Raw genomic sequence first — 16,867 nt, 5'->3', positions numbered from 1 at the left:
GCACCACCAAGGCCCCCCACCCGTCCCGCCACCGCACCCGGACCCCTCCCGTAGATCGGCCGTACACCCGGCATGCTGCCCGAAAGGGCCGCGGGCGACGGCCGGTTTGGGCCCGGGGGCCCATGCCCGGCCGCCGCCCCCGCCCTAGGGTCACGGAAATGACCTGGGTGATCACAGGGGTGGCGGCCGGGTACGGCGCGCTGGCGGGCGCCCGTCTGCTCCCGAGGGCCGCGTACCGCCTCTCGGTCCCGCCGGACGAGCCGTGGCGCACCACCTGCCCCGACGGCCACCCGCTGGGGCGCCGGCCGGGCTCCGCCCGGTGCCCGGGCGGAGCCGGGGCGGTGCCCCACCGCTACGGCCCGGCCCCGGCCGGGGTGGCGGTGGTCACCGGTGCGGTCTGCGCCGCGCTGGGGGCGGCCTCGGGCCCGCGCCCGGAGACGGCGGTCTTCGTCCTCCTCGCCCCGGCCCTGGTCCTGCTCGCCCTGGTCGACCTGGCCGTGCACCGGCTCCCCGATGCCCTGACCCTGCCCCTGGCGGCCGCCACGGCCGCGCTCCTGGGCCTGGCCCAGGCGGTCCCGGGCGCGGCCGGGAGCTGGCGCACCGCGCTGCTGGGCGGGGCCGCCCTCGGCGGCGGCTACCTCGTGCTGTTCCTGATCCACCCGGCGGGCATGGGCTTCGGGGACGTCAAGCTCGCGCTCGCGCTCGGCGTCGCTCTTGGGTGGTACGGGTGGGGGGTATGGGCCGCGGGAGCCTTCCTCGGCTTCCTCTACGGCGCCGTATACGGCCTCGGCCTTGTGCTGCGCGGCCGGGCGGGCCGGAAGGCGGCCTTCGCGTTCGGTCCGTTCATGGCCGCCGGGGCGTTCACCGGAGTGCTCCTGGGCGGATTCGGAGCGTAGTCGTGGCGCGCCGATGCACGCAGCACGCTTTACGAAGGGTTATGGTGGAACCCCCCCCTCGGGCCGGTCCGTATCCCCCCCACGGACCGGCCCGTTTTCTTTGGCGGGGAAAACGGCAGGTCAGCCCCGCTGGGCCCAGATGTTCGTGCCGGGCGTGGAGACGGCGAAGGAGTCGATCTCCTTCAGCTCCTCCGCGGTCAGCGGCGCCCCCGCCAGCGCGGCGACGTTCTCCTCCAGCTGTTTCACGCTGGACGCGCCGATCAGCGCCGAGGTCATCCGCTCGTCCCGCAGCACCCAGGTCAGCGCGAGCTGCGCCAGCGACTGGCCGCGGCGGGCCGCGATCTCGCCCAGGCCCCGGAGCCTGCGCAGCACCTCCTCGGAGAGCAGGTCGGGGTTGAGGGACTTGCCCTGAGAGGCGCGCGAGCCCTCCGGGATGCCGCCCTGGAGGTACTTGCCGGTCAGCAGGCCCTGGGCGAGCGGGGCGAAGGAGATGCAGCCCATGCCGGCCTCCTCCAGCGTGTCCAGCAGGCCGTCTTCCTCGGTCCAGCGGTTGATCATGGAGTACGAGGGCTGGTGGATCAGCGGGCGCACCCCCATCTCGCGCAGGATGCCCACGGCCTCCCGGGTCTGCTCCGCGGTGTAGGAGGAGACGCCGACGTAGAGCGCCTTGCCCTGCTGGACGGCGGACGCGAGCGCGCCCATCGTCTCCTCCAGCGGGGTCTCGGGGTCGAAGCGGTGCGAGTAGAAGATGTCGACGTGGTCCAGGCCCATCCGCCGCAGCGAGGCGTCCAGCGAGTTCAGCAGGTACTTGCGGCTGCCCCACTCCCCGTACGGGCCGGGGTGCATCAGATAGCCGGCCTTGGTGGAGACCACCAGCTCCTCGCGGTACGGCGCGAAGTCCTGCGCGAAGATCTTGCCGAAGTTGAGCTCGGCGGAGCCGGGCGGCGGCCCGTAGTTGTTGGCCAGGTCGAAGTGGGTCACGCCGAGGTCGAAGGCACGGCGCAGGATCGCCCGCTGGGACTCCAGGGACTTGTCGTCACCGAAGTTGTGCCAGAGGCCGAGGGAGATCGCGGGCAGCTTGAGGCCGCTGCGGCCCGTGCGCCGGTAGGGCATGGAGTCGTATCGGGAGGCGTCTGCCCGATAGAGATTGGTATCAGTCACGTTGTCCTCCCTATCACGGACTTGTGACAGACCGAGTTGGGCCAGGCATCCCCGTCCGCAGTAATGTGGCGCAGTCGGGGGAGACCGCAATCGCACACGGGGGCATTGCACGGAGGGGCAGGAAGATCGTGAAGCTGCGCGACCTGGTGTACAAGCTCTACGCACGCCGGGTGGAGGGCCGCCTCGACCACGATGCGGTGCCCAAGCACATCGGCGTCATCCTGGACGGCAACCGGCGCTGGGCCAAGGCCTCCGGCGGCACCACCGTGCAGGGCCATCAGGCCGGGGCCGACAAGATCTACGAGCTGCTGGGCTGGTGCGACGAGACGGACGTCGAGGTCGTCACCCTGTGGATGCTCTCCACGGACAACCTGGACCGTCCCGAGGCCGAGCTGCGCCCGCTGCTCAACATCATCGAGAACACCGTCCGGGGTCTGGCCTCCGACGGCCGCTGGCGGGTCCACCACGTCGGCAACCTCGACATCCTGCCCGACCGGACCCAGTCCGTGCTCAAGGAGGCCGAGCAGGCCACCCTCGACGTCGAGGGGATACTCGTCAACGTCGCCGTCGGCTACGGCGGCCGCCAGGAGATCGCGGACGCGGTGCGCTCGCTGCTCCTGGAGCACCACGAGAAGGGCACCTCGATCGAGGAGCTCGCCGAGATCCTGGACATCGACCACATCTCCGAGCACCTCTACACCCGTGGCCAGCCCGACCCCGACCTGGTGATCCGCACCAGCGGCGAGCAGCGGCTGTCCGGTTTCATGCTCTGGCAGAGCGCGCACTCCGAGTACTACTTCTGCGAGGTCTTCTGGCCGGCCTTCCGCAAGGTCGACTTCCTCCGGGCGCTGCGTGACTACGCCGCCCGGCACCGGCGCTACGGAACCTGACGGCCCCTCGGCCGGTTCGACACGCCCCTCCCGCGAGGCTTTCACCAGGGATTCACCGAGCGTCCGTCATATGCCATGGCATGGCAGGCGGTCTTCGAGGGAATATCCCTAGCAGGTCGACGCCCGATCCACGGGTGTCGAGTCTCAGCGGACGGCATGGGGCCGTCCGCCCGGGAGGCCCTTTGCACCAGGACGCACGTGCCGATCGCACGGACGGAGTGGAGGGCCGGAAATCGGCCCTGGCATGGGTGCCGATGACCGGTCCGGTCTTCATGGCCCGACCTCTTCCGAGGGGGTACGTCCTTCCGTGGTGACCAGCACAAAGCGCCGCCTGCCCGACAGGCGGACCTACGTCCTCGACACCAGCGTCCTGCTGGCAGACCCCAACGCCGTGACCCGCTTCGACGAGCACGAGGTCGTGCTCCCGATCGTGGTGATCACCGAGCTGGAGGCCAAGAGGCACCATCCCGAACTGGGCTACTTCGCCCGGCAGGCCCTGCGCCTGCTGGACGACGTACGGGTCCGGTACGGACGCCTCGACGCCCCCATCCCGATGGGAGACCTCGGCGGGTCCCTGCGTGTCGAGCTCAACCACTCCGACCCAGGCGTCCTGCCGGCCGGCTTCAGGCTCGGGGACAACGACTCGCGGATCCTCGCGGTCGCCCGCAACCTCCAGGCCGAGGGGTACGACGTCACGGTCGTCTCGAAGGATCTCCCGCTGCGCATCAAGGCCTCCTCCGTGGGCCTGCTGGCCGAGGAGTACCGCGCCGAGCTCGCCATCACCGGCGACGGCTGGACCGGGATGAGCGAACTGTCGCTCTCCGGGGAGCAGGTGGACCTGCTCTACTCCGAGGAGCGGCTGTACGTGCCGGAGGCCGCCGAGATGCCCGTCCACACGGGTCTGGTCCTGCAGTCCGAGCGGGGCAAGGCACTGGGTCGCGTCACCGCCGACGGCAACGTCCGGCTGGTCCGCGGCGACCGTGAGGCCTTCGGCCTGCACGGCCGCAGCGCCGAGCAGCGCATCGCGCTCGACCTGCTCCTCGACCCCGAGGTGGGGATCGTCTCGATGGGCGGCCGGGCCGGTACGGGCAAGTCGGCCCTGGCCCTGTGCGCGGGCCTGGAGGCGGTGCTGGAGCGCCGCCAGCACCAGAAGGTGATGGTCTTCCGTCCCCTGTACGCGGTCGGCGGGCAGGAGCTCGGCTATCTGCCGGGCGACCAGTCCGAGAAGATGAGCCCGTGGGCGCAGGCCGTCTTCGACACGCTCTCGTCGGTGGCGGGGCGCGAGGTCATCGAGGAGGTGCTGAGCCGCGGGATGCTGGAGGTGCTGCCGCTCACGCACATCCGGGGCCGCTCGCTGCACGACGCCTTCGTCATCGTGGACGAGGCGCAGTCGCTGGAGCGGAACGTGCTGCTGACCGTGCTGTCCCGGGTCGGGGCGAACAGTCGGGTCGTTCTCACCCATGACGTGGCACAACGGGACAATCTGCGCGTGGGGCGTTACGACGGAGTGGTCTCCGTGGTCGAGAAGTTGAAGGGTCATCCGCTCTTCGCCCACGTGACCCTCACCCGTTCCGAGCGTTCCCCCATCGCCGCCCTGGTCACGGAGATGCTCGAAACCCTCTGAAAACACCCTGAACAGCCCAGAAGGGCAGCGCGAGTTGGCGCCGCCCGGCAAAGGCCGAAGAGCCTAGCCGGGCGGCGCCGTGCTGCACAGGGGTTTCCAAGAACCCGACAGGACATGCCTGGTGTGACCTTTCCCACGCAACGGGGAATTGCCTTGCGGCGTCCGGCTCCGGCAGAGTCTGTTTTCCGTCAGGCCCCGCATACGGCACAGCTGTATCCACAACTCCATAGCCAACAGCCGTATGCCGCCCAGCAATGGGCCCGCGCCTCCAGTGACCGCTGGATCAGGAGGCCCGCGCCAGGGGCAGATTCGCGGACGCTGCGGTCACCGAGGCGGACGCTGCTGGAAGGACACCGTGTGAGCCGGATCTCGGTCCGGGGAATCGCCGTGGCATCGGCCACTGCGGTCACCACCGTAGGCGCTGTCGTGGGCGTCGCCACTGGCGACGGCCAGAATCCGAACGACCTGGAGACCACCGCGTCAGGCGCGACGCTCCTCACGGACATCCCGGTCGGCTCACAGGCCTCGGTCCAGAACGCGTCCCTGACGCAGCAGGCCGACGCCATGGCGTACGCCGCCGATGCCGAGGCCAAGCGCTCGGCGGAGGAGTCCGCCCGCCTCCAGGCCGCCAAGGACGCCAAGGCCAAGAAGGCCGACGCCGAGGCCAAGGCGAAGAAGGAGCGCGAGGAGAAGGACCAGATCGCGAGCCGCTCGGCGACGCGCGACGCCTCCAGCTTCGCCCCGCAGAGCTCCTACACGGTCGCCCAGGTCAAGGACATCGCCCGGCAGATCGTGCCGGCGGGCCAGTTCCAGTGCTTCTCGAACATCATCAACGAGGAGTCCACCTGGAACTACAAGGCCGTCAACTCGTCCTCGGGCGCGTACGGCCTGGTCCAGGCGCTCCCGGGCTCGAAGATGTCCTCGGTCGCCGACGACTGGCGCACCAACCCCGCCACCCAGATCCAGTGGGGTCTGAACTACATGAACGGGCGCTACGGCAGCCCGTGCGCGGCCTGGACCTTCCACCAGGCCAACGGCTGGTACTGAGGATCCTTCCCGGACACCCCCCTTCCGCCGTCGCTCAACCCCCGAGAGCCCCGTACCGTCCTTCGGTGCGGGGCTCCTCGCGTGTACGGTCGACGGGGTGCGCCACGTGCGCGGAACAGGCGGGGGAGAGGGAACGCAATGGGCAAGGTGGCAGGCTGGCTCGGCCGGCTCGGCAACAGACTGAACCGCATGGAGGCACGGCTCGACGCGGTCAAGGCCGACGTCGAGGCCCGGCGTGCCGCGGCCGAGGCCGAGGGCGTCGGCGCGCCCCCCGAGCGGCCCGTACCGGCCACGGCGCCCGTCCCCGCGGCGGGGCCCGTCGCCGGGCACGGTCACGGGCACGGCCACGCGGACGAGCCGCCGCCGTACCGGCGGGTGCGGCCCGACCCGGTGACCGTCGTCCCCTGGGGGATGCGGGTGGCCGCCGAGGTGAGCTGGCGGCTGCTGCTGCTCGCCGGGATGCTCTGGGTGCTGATGAAGGTCATCAGCGAGGTGCAGCTCGTGGTGCTGGCCTTCGCGGCGGCCATGCTCGTCACCGCCCTGCTCCAGCCCTTCGTGGTCCGGTTGCGCCGGCTCGGCCTGCCCCGCGGACTGGCCACGGCGTTCACCGCCGTGCTCGGCTTCGCGATCATCGGGCTGGTCGGCTGGTTCGTGGTCTGGCAGGTCATGGAGAACCTCGACGACCTGTCCAACCGGGTCAAGGAGGGCATCAACGAGCTCAAGCAGTGGGCCCTGGACAGTCCGTTCCACGTCACCCAGCAGCAGATCAACGACATCGCCAAGAACCTCACGGACACCATCGGCACCAACACCGAGCAGATCACCTCCGCGGGCCTGCAGGGCGTGACCGTCATGGTGGAGGTCCTCACGGGGATACTCCTCGCGATGTTCTCGACCCTCTTCCTGCTCCACGACGGCCGGAAGATCTGGGGCTGGGTGCTGGGCCTGGTGCCGGCGGCGGCCCGGCCCGGCGTCGCCGGGGCCGGCCCGCGGGCCTGGCGCACCCTGACCGCGTACGTGCGGGGCACGGTGATCGTGGCGCTGATCGACGCCATCTTCATCGGCCTGGGCATCTACTTCCTCAAGGTGCCCATGGCGGTGCCGCTGGCTGTGTTCATCTTCCTGTTCGCCTTCATCCCGCTGGTCGGCGCCGTGGTCTCCGGCGCGCTGGCGGTGGTCGTGGCACTGGTGACCCAGGGCGTGTGGACGGCGCTGATGGTGCTGCTCGTGGTGCTCGCCGTGCAGCAGATCGAGGGCCACGTCCTGCAGCCGTTCATCCTGGGCCGGGCGGTCCGGGTCCACCCGCTGGCGGTGGTGCTCTCCGTGGCCGCCGGCGGCATGATCGCCGGCATCGGCGGCGCGGTGGTCGCGGTGCCGCTGGTCGCGGTCACCAACACCGTGGTCGGCTACCTGCGCGCGTACTCCCGCGAGACCGAACTGCGCATCGGCCCGGGCCCCCACGGCGCCACCGCCCTGCCGACGTCCCCGATGGAGGACGGACGCGGTGCCGGCCGCTGAGCCCGTACGCGCGAACGGGGCCCCTGGCGCATGCCAGGGGCCCCGTCGGGTGTGCAGCGGAGCGCGACTACGCGCCGGCGATCGCCGCCTCGCCGTCCAGGGTGACGGCGACGGCCTGGATCACCGAGGCGACCTTGAAGGCCTCCTGGACCGTCTCGCGGTCCACACCGGCCTTGCGCAGGACCTGCTCGTGCGAGTCCAGGCACTGGCCGCAGCCGTTGATCGCGGAGACCGCGAGCGACCACAGCTCGAAGTCGACCTTCTCCACGCCCGGGTTGCCGATGACGTTCATCCGCAGGCCCGCGCGCAGCGTGCCGTACTCCGGGTCCGACAGCAGGTGCCGGGTGCGGTAGAAGACGTTGTTCATCGCCATGACCGCGGCCGCGGACTTGGCCGCGGAGTACGCCTCGGGCGAGAGGTTCGCCTTGGCCTCCGGCTCCAGCTCGCGCAGGACGCGCGGGGAGCGGGCGGCGATCGCGCAGGACAGGACGGTGCCCCACAGCTGCTGCTGCGAGAGGGTGTCCTGGTTGCCGATGACCGAGCCGAGGTTCAGCTTCAGGTCCTTGGCGAAGTCCGGTATGGCGGCCTTCAGCTCATCGAGGGCCATGCTCACTCACCGGCCAGGAGCGCGCCGGCGTCGAGGGTGTCCTCGCCCTTGTTCCAGTTGCAGGGGCACAGCTCGTCGGTCTGCAGGGCGTCCAGGACCCGCAGGACCTCCTTGGGGTTACGGCCGACGGAGCCGGCGGTCACCATGGAGAACTGGATCTCGTTGTTCGGGTCCACGATGAACACGGCGCGCTGCGCGAAGCCGTCCTCGCCCTGCACGCCGCAGGCCTGCATCAGCTCGTGCTTGGAGTCGGCCAGCATCGGGAAGGGCAGGTCGCGCAGGTCCTTGTGGTCCTTGCGCCAGGCGTGGTGGACGAACTCGGAGTCGCCGGAGACACCGAGGACCTGGGCGTCGCGGTCGGCGAACTCGTCGTTCAGCTTGCCGAAGGCGGCGATCTCGGTCGGGCAGACGAAGGTGAAGTCCTTCGGCCAGAAGAACACCACGCGCCACTTGCCCTCGTAGGACTTGTGGTCGATCTGGGCGAACTCCTTGCCGGCCTCGAGCGAGACGCAGGCGGTCAGGTCGTAGGCGGGGAACTTGTCACCGACAGTGAGCACGTGCTCTCCTTGCTGACTGGAAAGTAACCCTTTTGGGGGCTTTCCGAAGGGGTTGGACGGATCTCACATGCTGGCACAGCTGCATTGATTGTGGAAATAGCTAGTCTTGTGCCGGGTGATCGGAGGTACCTATCAGTGGCTGTCGGTAATAGAGGAGCGAAGCAGCCGACGCTCGCACAGCTGCGCGCGTTCGCGGCCGTCGCCGAGCACCTGCACTTCCGGGACGCCGCCGCGGCGATCGGGATGAGCCAGCCGGCCCTGTCCGGCGCCGTCTCCGCCCTGGAGGAGGCGCTCGGGGTCCAGCTGCTGGAGCGCACCACCCGCAAGGTGCTGCTCTCCCCGGCCGGCGAACGGATCGCCGCCCGCGCCACGGCCGTCCTGGGCGCCGTGTCCGGACTGCTGGAGGAGGCCGAGGCGGTCCGGGCGCCGTTCACCGGGGTGCTGCGCCTCGGGGTCATCCCGACCGTCGCCCCCTACCTGCTGCCGACCGTCCTCGGACTGCTGCACCGCCGGTTCCCGCGGCTCGACCTCCAGGTGCACGAGGAGCAGACCGCCTCGCTGCTCGACGGCCTCGCCGCCGGCCGGCTGGACCTGCTGCTGCTCGCCGTGCCCCTCGGCGTTCCCGGCGTCACCGAACTGCCGCTCTTCGACGAGGACTTCGTCCTGCTGGCACCCCGCGACCATCCCCTGGCCGGGCGCCGGGACATCCCGCGCGACGAACTGCGCGGCCTGCAGCTGCTGTTGCTCGACGAGGGGCACTGCCTGCGCGACCAGGCCCTGGACATCTGCCGCGAGGCCGGCCGCACCGAGGGCCCCGACGTCACCACCACCGCCGCGGGCCTGTCCACCCTCGTACAACTGGTCGCCGGGGGACTGGGCGTCACCCTGTTGCCGCGGACCGCGCTGCGGCTGGAGACCGCGCGCAACGAGTACCTGTCCACCGGCTGCTTCGCCGAGCCCGTGCCCTCCCGGCGGATCGCCCTGGCCATGCGCACCGGCACCGCCCGCCAGGAGGAGTTCACCGCCCTGGCCGCAGCCCTGCGCGAAGCCGTACGGCCCCTGCCGGTGTGGCCCGCGGCCTAGCGCGGGCCGCACCGCCAGGGGCGGCCGGGCTCACTCGGTGCGCAGGCCGTCCGGGCGCACCATCCGCAGCAGCGGCGGCAGGCTCAGCACCGTGACCAGGGCGACCACGCCCGCGCCCACCCCGGTCAGCGCCAGCACCGGCGCCCAGTCGACCTGGACCCGGGCCGCGGCCGCCCGCATCAGGACGACGCCCAGCCCGACCCCGAACAGGGCCGCCAGCGCCATGCCCACCCCGACCGGCAGGGCCGTCTGCCACAGCACCGACAGGCTCAGCGTGGAGCGCCGGGTGCCGAACGCCACCAGCGAGGACAGCAGCTTGCGGCGTTCGCGCAACTGCTCCAGCTGGGAGACCAGCAGGCTGACGCCGATCAGCATCAGCACCGCGGTGGCCCCGAAGAACAGCCCGATCCGCACCGTCGAGTAGCCCGGGTCCCACGTGGTCTGCTTCAGCGTCATCGCCGTCGACAGCGGCGAGGCCTTGAACGCCGCCGTACGCGCCCGCTCCAGCCCGTCCCCGTCGGGGTCCGCGGTCATCACGAAGACCTGCTGCGAGCCGTAGCCGCCGGTGGCGCCGGGGGCCACCGACGGGGTCAGCAGCAGCCCGGAGCGCAGGTTGCCGGTCGGGTCCGGGCGCGAGGACACCTTCGGGAGCGCGGCGGGCACGGTGTACGGGACGGGCGCGACCTCCTTGTCGTAGCCGCGCACGTTGCCGACGAACAGCCGGTCGCCGGGCGCCGCCGAGCCCCCGTACATCCCCTCGGCGTCGGCGCGCTGCGAGCCGGAGGCCAGGAAGGCGTCGCCGTCCTTGCAGGAGTCCAGCACGGCCACCTCGCGCAGCGCCTCGCAGGTGCCGACGGTGACCTCGACCAGGCCGTCCTCCGCGGGGACCCGGTGGGCGGCCGACAGCGAGCGCAGCGCCACGGCCCCGGTGACGCCCTCGCCCTGGGCGACCCGCCGGGCCAGCTCCTGCGCGTCCTGCGTGACGTCGGAGCCGAGCAGGATCGAGACGGTGGCGCGCGCCGGGTCCTGGCCGGTGTCCCGGCTGTACTCGCCCTCGACGCTCGTGAACATCATCTGCAGGGCGATGGCGCCCGCGACGGCGACCGCGATCCCGCTGACCAGCCGGGCCGCCCCGCCGATGCTCACCTGGAGCCGGCGCACGGCGAGCTGCCAGGAGACCGGCCCGCCACCGCCCAGCCGGCCCACCAGGCGCTCCAGCACCCAGGGCAGCAGCGCGGTGACACCGACCAGCAGCAGCGCCACTCCGGCACTGACCTGCCAGCGGTTGAACTGCCCGCCCTCGTCGCCGCGGCCCGCCAGCGGGACCAGCAGGCCCAGGCCGGCCAGCGGCACCAGCAGCCGCCACCACAGCCGGCGCCGGCCGGGCCGCGCGGTCCGTACGACACCCAGCGGTTCGATGACCACCCCGCGCAGCGCGAACAGCGTGACGCCCACGGCCGCCGCCGGCACCGCCACGGCCACCAGCGCGGCCAGCCACGGCGACGGGGTGAGGTCGGCGGGGAAGACGCTGCGCTGCTGGATGTCGAACCCGCCCACCAGGGCCCGCCCGGCCACGAAGAAGCCCGCGCCCAGCACCAGTCCGGCCAGCGCCCCGGCCAGCGCCTCGCCCGCCGCGATCCGGCGCACCGCGCGCGCGTCCGCGCCGACCAGCCGCAGGGCGGCCAGCCGCCGGTCGCGGCGCTCGCCGCCGAAGCGCACGGCGGCGGCGATGAACACCGCGACCGGCAGCAGCAGGGCCACGAAGGTCAGCACCACCAGGAGCACCAGCACCGGGCTCAGCTTCTCGGTGACGCGCTCGTAGGCGAAGCCGGTGATCCGCTCGACCCGGGAGGAGGGTTCCTCGCTCGGCCGCAGGCTCTCCTCGCCGGCGTAGAAGAGCAGTTCGGCGGGGCCGGTCAGGCCCTCGTCGCCGACGGTGCCGGTGATCCGCCCGTCGAGGCGTTCGCGCAGCAGCGCCCCGTCACGGGAGTCGAGCAGCTTCTTCAGGGCGGGGGAGACGACCAGTTCGCCGGGGCCCGGGATCTTCTCCAGGCCCGGCGGCACCGGGGCGTCCGGGCCCTCGGCGCGCAGCAGCGTGCCCTCGATGTCCCGGCCGCGGTAGGTCTGGCGGGCCGGGGCGATCAGCAGGGTGTCCGGGCCCGGGCGGTCGGCCCGAGGGGCCTCCAGCCAGCTACGGGCGTCGCCCCGTTCCGTACGGGCGGCCAGCGCGCCCGGCAAGGAGGTGCTGAGCAGCAGCAGGGCCACGCCCAGGCCCACGCCGACGCCGGTCAGCAGGGTACGGGTCCAGCCCTGCCGGCCGCCGGTGAACGCGAACCGGGCCCCCATGGCCAGGTCCTGCCACCAGACGTGCAGGGGAGTGCGGCGGTGCGTCATATCGCGCGCTCCATGTCCCGGGAGCGGCCGTCACGGACCACGATCTCGCGGTCGGACCAGGCGGCCACCCGGGTCTCGTGGGTGACGAGCACGACGGCCGCGTTCGTGGACCGGGCGGCCTCGGTCAGCAGCTGCATCACCAGCTCGCCGTTGAGGGAGTCCAGCGCCCCGGTCGGCTCGTCGGCGAACAGCACCCGGGGCCCGGTGACCAGGGCCCGGGCCACGGCCACCCGCTGGCCCTGGCCGCCGGAGACCTCGCCCGGCCGCTGCGCCGCCAGGTCCTCGACCTGGAGCCGTTCCATCCAGGTCAGGGCCGTCTGCTCGGCCTGCTTGCGCTTGACGCCCGCCAGCCGCAGCGGCAGGGCGACGTTCTCCACGCAGGTGAGTTCGGGGACGAGCCGGCCGAACTGGAAGACGAAGCCGAACTCCGTGCGGCGCAGGGCGCTGCGCTCGGTGTCGTTCATCGCCGTCAGGTCCCGGCCGGCGTAGGTGATGGTGCCGGAGTCGGGCGGGACGATGCCGGCCAGGCAGTGCAGCAGGGTGGACTTGCCGGAGCCGGACGGCCCCATGACGGCGACGACCTCCCCGGGGTGGACGGAGAACTCGGCGCCGTCCAGGGCCTTGGTGGCGCCGTACGCCTTGTGCAGGCCGGTGGCGGTGAGCAGCGAACCGGCGGGGGCGTGGGTCATCGGCGTACTTCCTTGGCGAGCTGGTCGAGACGCGCCGCGGCCAGCTCCAGCCACCGCAGGTCCGCCTCCAGATGGAACAGGGCGTGGTCGCAGACGAGCTGGTCGGCGAGGTCGCCCTTGCGCTTGCGGGTGGTCAGGATGCGCATCAGCCGCAGGTGTTCGGCGCGTTGCGCGTCCAGCAGGTCGTCGGCGCTGCGGCCCGTCAGCAGGGCGAGGACGACCTTGGTGTAGAGGGTGGACTGCAGGTACGGCTCGGGCTTCTCCGGCCGGGCGAGCCAGTCCTCGACGTCGGTGACGCCGGCGTCGGTGATGGCGTAGCGCTTGCGTTCGGGGCCCCCGCCGGGCTCGATCCCGTCGACCTCGACGAGGCCGTTCTTCAGCAGCCGGGACATGGTCGAGTAGACCTGGCCGTACGCGAGGGGCCGGTCGTGGCCGAACCTCTCGTCGAAGGCGCGCTTGAGGTCGTAGCCGTGACGCGGACCGGCCTCCAGGAGGCCGAGCAATGTGTGACCGATCGACATGCCCCGGACTCTACACGGTGTGTATACCTCGTGTGTATACAGGCCGTGCATACCCGCCTGTGCTCCGTTCGACGGATTCTGCGCACACGGCGGGTGACCCCGGGGACGGGCGCTGACGCGGCTGTCATCTTGGGGGCATGCACGCACCCCCCACGGGCACGGGCACCGTCCCGGCGCAGCAGTCCGCCTCCCGGCCGCGGTCCAGCGGGGCGCAGCCGCCCGGCGGGGAGGGGGCGGGGCGGTTCGTCCCCTGGGCCTGGGCGCTGGCCGGCGCCTTCTTCTTCCTCTACATGGCGCTGTCCCTGCGCACCCACGCCCGGCTCGGCTCGCACTCCTTCGACCTGGGCATCTTCGCGCAGTCCGTACGGTCCTGGGCGGCGGGGCAGTGGCCCGTCTCCGAGGTGAAGGGCCCGGACTTCCCCCTGATGGGCGACCACTTCTCCCCGGTCGTCGCCCTGCTGGGCCCGCTGTACCGGCTGTGGCCCTCGGTCCAGCTCCTGCTGGTGGCGCAGGCCGCCCTGGTGGCGGTGAGCACGGTCCCGCTGACCCTGTGGGCCCGCCGCGCCCTGGGCACGGCGGCGGCCGTGGGCATCGGGCTGGGCTACGGGCTCTCCTGGGGCGTGGCCAGTGCCATCGGCTTCGACTTCCACGAGTACGCCTTCGCCGCGCCCCTGCTGGCCTGTTCGCTGACCGCGCTCGGGACCGGCCGGATGCGCGCCGCCGTGGCCTGGGCGCTGCCGCTGCTGCTGGTGAAGGAGGACCTCGGGTTCACCGTCGCCGCGATCGGCGTGGTGATCGCCTGGCGCGGCAGCCGGCGGCTCGGCCTGCTGACCGCCCTGGGCGGACTCGCCGCGGCCCTGCTGACCACCTTCGTGGTGGTCCCGGCCTTCAGCCCCGCCGGGAGCTGGGCCTACACGGGCCTGCTGGACGGCGGTCCGGGCGGGCCGGGGGGCGCGGGCACGGGGGCCGGCGCCGGGACGGGCGCGGCCGGGCTGCTGGAACGGCTGACGTTGGGGATGGTCACGCCGGAGCCGAAGGCCACCACCGTGCTGGTGCTGCTGGCCCCGACCCTCTTCCTGGCCCTGCGTTCGCCGCTGGTGCTGGTCGCCCTGCCGACCGTGCTGTGGCGCCTGGCCTCGGCGAAGTGGGCCCACTGGGGGACCGGTTACCACTACTCGCTGCTGCTGATGACGATCCTGTTCGCCGCGTTCGTGGACGCGCTGGTCCGGCGGGAGGGGAGCGCGGCGAGCGTGCGCCGGTACGTCGCCGGGGCGGTGGGGGTCTGTCTGCTGCTCCTGCCGCAGTTCCCGTTCTGGCACCTGGTGCGGCCCGAGCCCTGGCCCGCCGAGCCGCACCTCGTCACGGCGCAGCGGGTGCTGGCCCGGATCCCGGACGGGGCCACCGTGCAGGCGACCGACCAGCTCGTGCCGCACCTGGTCGACCGCACCAGCGTCAGCATGTTCGGCTGGCAGGACAGCCGGCCGGACCCGGAGTGGATCGTGGTGGACACCACCGTCCCGGCGAACGTGCGCTGGCCGCTGTCGGCCGCCGCCGAGGCCCAGGCGCTGGACCAGGCCCGGGCCCGCGGCTACCGCACGGTGGTCCGGCAGGACGGTTTCGTCCTGCTCACCAGGACCGGCACGGCCGGGTCCGGGGCCGGGACCGGGCCAAGGTCCGGGTCCGGGTCCGGGTCCGGTTCCGCGGCCGGGGCCACGGTCAGCGGGGCTCCTGCACGCTGACGCCGCGTACGACCACCGGCGCGGCCGGGCGGCCGTCGGCCGAGCCGTCGGCGGTGCCCTTGGCCGCGATCCTCCGCAGCACCTCCATGCCGTCGACCACCGTGCCGAACGGGGTCCACTCGGGCCCCATCGGCACGGCCGGGTCGGCCCAGGCGAGGAAGAACCGGCTGCCGTTGCGGCCGGGCTCGGCCTTGGCCATGGCGACCGTGCCCGCCGGGTACGAGGCCTCGGCCAGGTTCTCGTCGGGGAAGTGGTAGCCGGGGTCGGCGGAGCCCCGGCGGTCGCCGCCGCACTCCAGGGTGAAGATCGACCGGGTGGTCAGGCGGCGGCAGCTGCTGCCGTCAAAGTACTTCTTCTCCGCCAGGAACCGGAACGAGTACGTGGTGCAGGGCGCCAGGGAGGTCAGCGCGGCGAACGTGACCGGCCCCTGGTCGGTGGTGAGCGTCGCCATGTACGGACGGGCGGCCTTCGCCTCGTCGAACACCGGGATCCCGGCCGGCCGGGCCGCGCCCGAGGGGGTGTACGCGCAGGCACCGGCGCCTCCGTCGGCGACCGGCTTGCCGTCCCCGGCCGGACCGCCGGCCAGCGACAGCGCCCCGCGCACCAGCGCCGCACAGGCCACGACCGCCACGGCCCCCACGGCGACGGCCCGCACGGTCCGCCGCCGACGGCCGCCCCCGGGGTCCGGCGTACCGCCCGGCGTACCGTCGGGCGGTAGGTGCGTCGCCGCGGCGGGCGGGTCGGAGGGGGAGCCGGGCTGCGCGCCCGGCTCCTGCTGCGGGGGTGACGCCGGGCCGGGAGCGGCAGCGCCGGGGATGTCCTCGGTGGGCATGGCAGGCCTCGCCAGGGGGAGCGGTGGGACGGCTCGACAAAGGGCGAGCGTAGCCATGCGCCGGGTCCCCGCCGGGGCGACACACAGCCCGCCTCGGCTATCCGGGCTCGCCCTCCGCCGGACGGCGGGGCGGCCGTCCCCGCCGGGGGATCGGCGCCGCCCCGCCGGGGAGCCGGCCGGACTCGGCCAGGGCCCGGCGGAGCAGGAACTCGATCTGGGCGTTCGCGCTGCGCAGCTCGTCGCCGGCCCAGCGGGCCAGCGCCTCGTACACCTGGGGGTCCAGCCGCAGCAGCACCTGCTTGCGGTCGGGCCGGCGTCCCCCGCGGGCGGGGGGCGCCGGTTCCTGGTCCGCCGGGCTCACTGGTAGAGGGTGCCCGTGTTGACGACCGGCTGGGCGGCCCGGTCGCCGCACAGGACCACCATCAGGTTGGAGACCATGGAGGCCTTGCGCTCCGGGTCCAGTTCCACGATGTCCTCCTCCGCCAGACGGGTCAGGGCCAGCTCGACCATGCCCACCGCGCCCTCGACGATCTGCCGGCGGGCCGCCACGACCGCACCGGCCTGCTGGCGCTGGAGCATCGCCGAGGCGATCTCCGGAGCGTACGCGAGGTGCGTGAAGCGGGACTCGATGATCCGTACGCCGGCCGCCTCGACCCGGGCCTGGAGCTCGGCCGCGAGCTTCTCGGTGATCTCCTCGGCGTTCTCGCGCAGCGACAGGCCGTCCTCGTCGTGGGAGTCGTACGGGTATTCGATCGCGATGTGTCGGACGGCGGACTCCGCCTGGGTCTCGACGAACTCCGCGAAGTCGTCCACCTCGAAGACCGCCCGCGCGGTGTCCTCGACCCGCCAGACCACGACGGCGGCCAGCTCGATCGGGTTGCCGTAGGCGTCGTTGACCTTCAGGACGGCGGTCTCGTGGTTGCGGACGCGGGTGGAGATCCGCTCCCGGGAGGTCAGCGGGTTGACCCAGCGCAGGCCGTCGGTGCGGATCGTGCCGCGGTAGCGGCCGAAGAGCTGGACCACCCGGGCCTGGCCGGGGGCCACCATGTTCAGTCCGCTCATGGCGAAGACCGAGCCGAGGACCATCAGGATGCCGAGCGGGATCAACGCCGCCTTGGCGGCCGCCGCGGAGGCCGCGGCGCCGAGCGCGACCACGCCACCGCCGGCGACGACGCCGACCAGGCCGAGCAGCAGCGCCAGGCCGCCGCCGACGCTGTGCGCGGCGAACTCCCTTACGGCAGGCGCCGGGTGAGCCTCGGACGTGGTCATTCCGCTTCTGCTGTCGTTCGTCATGGTGCGCCCCCGTTTG

Annotated in this window: 16 protein-coding genes; 7 read left to right on the top strand and 9 right to left on the bottom strand. The window is 72.7% G+C overall.

Features of this window, described 5'->3' with window-relative positions:
* Positions 1-158 precede the first annotated feature (158 nt).
* The gene (locus EF918_RS08080; RefSeq protein WP_125643050.1) at positions 159-896 is read left to right on the top strand and encodes an A24 family peptidase; all 738 of its coding nucleotides are present in this window, start codon (positions 159-161) and stop codon (positions 894-896) included.
* A 120-nt stretch (positions 897-1,016) separates the two neighbouring features.
* Here EF918_RS08080 and mgrA read toward each other — a convergent pair whose 3' ends face one another.
* Complete coding sequence (mgrA, locus tag EF918_RS08075) at positions 1,017-2,057, bottom strand: L-glyceraldehyde 3-phosphate reductase (protein WP_125643047.1); 1,041 nt, start codon at positions 2,055-2,057, stop codon at positions 1,017-1,019.
* 128 nt (positions 2,058-2,185) lie between these two features.
* Between mgrA and EF918_RS08070 the strand changes: the two genes are divergently transcribed.
* The 4 genes from EF918_RS08070 (at position 2,186) to EF918_RS08055 (ending at position 7,136) form a co-directional block, all read left to right on the top strand.
* The gene (locus EF918_RS08070; RefSeq protein WP_125643044.1) at positions 2,186-2,947 is read left to right on the top strand and encodes an isoprenyl transferase; all 762 of its coding nucleotides are present in this window, start codon (positions 2,186-2,188) and stop codon (positions 2,945-2,947) included.
* 307 nt (positions 2,948-3,254) lie between these two features.
* Positions 3,255-4,571, top strand: a complete 1,317-nt coding sequence (locus EF918_RS08065) for a PhoH family protein (protein ID WP_125643041.1) — start codon at positions 3,255-3,257, stop codon at positions 4,569-4,571.
* 357 nt (positions 4,572-4,928) lie between these two features.
* The gene (locus tag EF918_RS08060) at positions 4,929-5,618 is read left to right on the top strand and encodes a transglycosylase SLT domain-containing protein (RefSeq protein ID WP_125643038.1); all 690 of its coding nucleotides are present in this window, start codon (positions 4,929-4,931) and stop codon (positions 5,616-5,618) included.
* A gap of 138 nt (positions 5,619-5,756) precedes the next feature.
* Entirely contained in the window at positions 5,757-7,136 is a 1,380-nt protein-coding gene (locus EF918_RS08055) for an AI-2E family transporter (protein ID WP_125643035.1), read from the top strand.
* A 67-nt stretch (positions 7,137-7,203) separates the two neighbouring features.
* On the opposite strand, the gene EF918_RS08050 is transcribed toward EF918_RS08055, so the two are convergent.
* Complete coding sequence (locus tag EF918_RS08050) at positions 7,204-7,743, bottom strand: alkyl hydroperoxide reductase (RefSeq protein ID WP_125643032.1); 540 nt, start codon at positions 7,741-7,743, stop codon at positions 7,204-7,206.
* 2 nt (positions 7,744-7,745) lie between these two features.
* Entirely contained in the window at positions 7,746-8,300 is a 555-nt protein-coding gene (locus EF918_RS08045; RefSeq protein WP_125643029.1) for a peroxiredoxin, read from the bottom strand.
* 135 nt (positions 8,301-8,435) lie between these two features.
* Between EF918_RS08045 and EF918_RS08040 the strand changes: the two genes are divergently transcribed.
* Positions 8,436-9,383: a LysR substrate-binding domain-containing protein gene (locus EF918_RS08040; RefSeq protein WP_125643025.1), complete on the top strand. Its 948-nt coding sequence runs from the start codon at positions 8,436-8,438 to the stop codon at positions 9,381-9,383.
* A 30-nt stretch (positions 9,384-9,413) separates the two neighbouring features.
* Here EF918_RS08040 and EF918_RS08035 read toward each other — a convergent pair whose 3' ends face one another.
* Genes EF918_RS08035 through EF918_RS08025 form a run of 3 tightly spaced genes read right to left on the bottom strand, consistent with a single transcriptional unit; the run spans position 9,414 to position 12,987 of the window.
* Positions 9,414-11,777: an FtsX-like permease family protein gene (locus tag EF918_RS08035; RefSeq protein ID WP_260609969.1), complete on the bottom strand. Its 2,364-nt coding sequence runs from the start codon at positions 11,775-11,777 to the stop codon at positions 9,414-9,416.
* Complete coding sequence (locus EF918_RS08030; RefSeq protein WP_125643022.1) at positions 11,774-12,466, bottom strand: ABC transporter ATP-binding protein; 693 nt, start codon at positions 12,464-12,466, stop codon at positions 11,774-11,776. The genes EF918_RS08035 and EF918_RS08030 overlap by 4 nt, the downstream gene beginning before the upstream one ends.
* The gene (locus EF918_RS08025) at positions 12,463-12,987 is read right to left on the bottom strand and encodes a PadR family transcriptional regulator (protein ID WP_125643019.1); all 525 of its coding nucleotides are present in this window, start codon (positions 12,985-12,987) and stop codon (positions 12,463-12,465) included. Before EF918_RS08025 ends, EF918_RS08030 begins: the two co-directional genes overlap by 4 nt.
* Positions 12,988-13,124: 137 nt before the next feature.
* Between EF918_RS08025 and EF918_RS08020 the strand changes: the two genes are divergently transcribed.
* Positions 13,125-14,726: a DUF2079 domain-containing protein gene (locus EF918_RS08020; protein ID WP_125643016.1), complete on the top strand. Its 1,602-nt coding sequence runs from the start codon at positions 13,125-13,127 to the stop codon at positions 14,724-14,726.
* On the opposite strand, the gene EF918_RS08015 is transcribed toward EF918_RS08020, so the two are convergent.
* The 3 genes from EF918_RS08015 to EF918_RS08005 all read right to left on the bottom strand — a co-directional run bounded on the left by EF918_RS08015 (position 14,704) and on the right by EF918_RS08005 (position 16,827).
* On the bottom strand, positions 14,704-15,558 hold the full coding sequence (locus EF918_RS08015) for a peptidylprolyl isomerase (RefSeq protein ID WP_125643013.1): 855 nt from the start codon (positions 15,556-15,558) through the stop codon (positions 14,704-14,706). The two genes, EF918_RS08020 and EF918_RS08015, sit on opposite strands and share 23 nt — an antisense overlap.
* Before the next feature lie 97 nt (positions 15,559-15,655).
* On the bottom strand, positions 15,656-15,919 hold the full coding sequence (locus EF918_RS08010) for a hypothetical protein (protein WP_125643010.1): 264 nt from the start codon (positions 15,917-15,919) through the stop codon (positions 15,656-15,658).
* The gene (locus tag EF918_RS08005) at positions 15,916-16,827 is read right to left on the bottom strand and encodes an SPFH domain-containing protein (protein ID WP_260609967.1); all 912 of its coding nucleotides are present in this window, start codon (positions 16,825-16,827) and stop codon (positions 15,916-15,918) included. The genes EF918_RS08010 and EF918_RS08005 overlap by 4 nt, the downstream gene beginning before the upstream one ends.
* Positions 16,828-16,867: the final 40 nt, after the last annotated feature.

Origin of the sequence: Streptomyces sp. WAC06614 (genome assembly GCF_003949795.1) — a bacterium.
In the GTDB taxonomy this organism is placed as follows: Bacteria; Actinomycetota; Actinomycetes; order Streptomycetales; family Streptomycetaceae; genus Streptomyces.
Note: the sequence above shows the minus strand (reverse complement) of the source record. Positions and strands in the feature narration are given on the sequence as shown.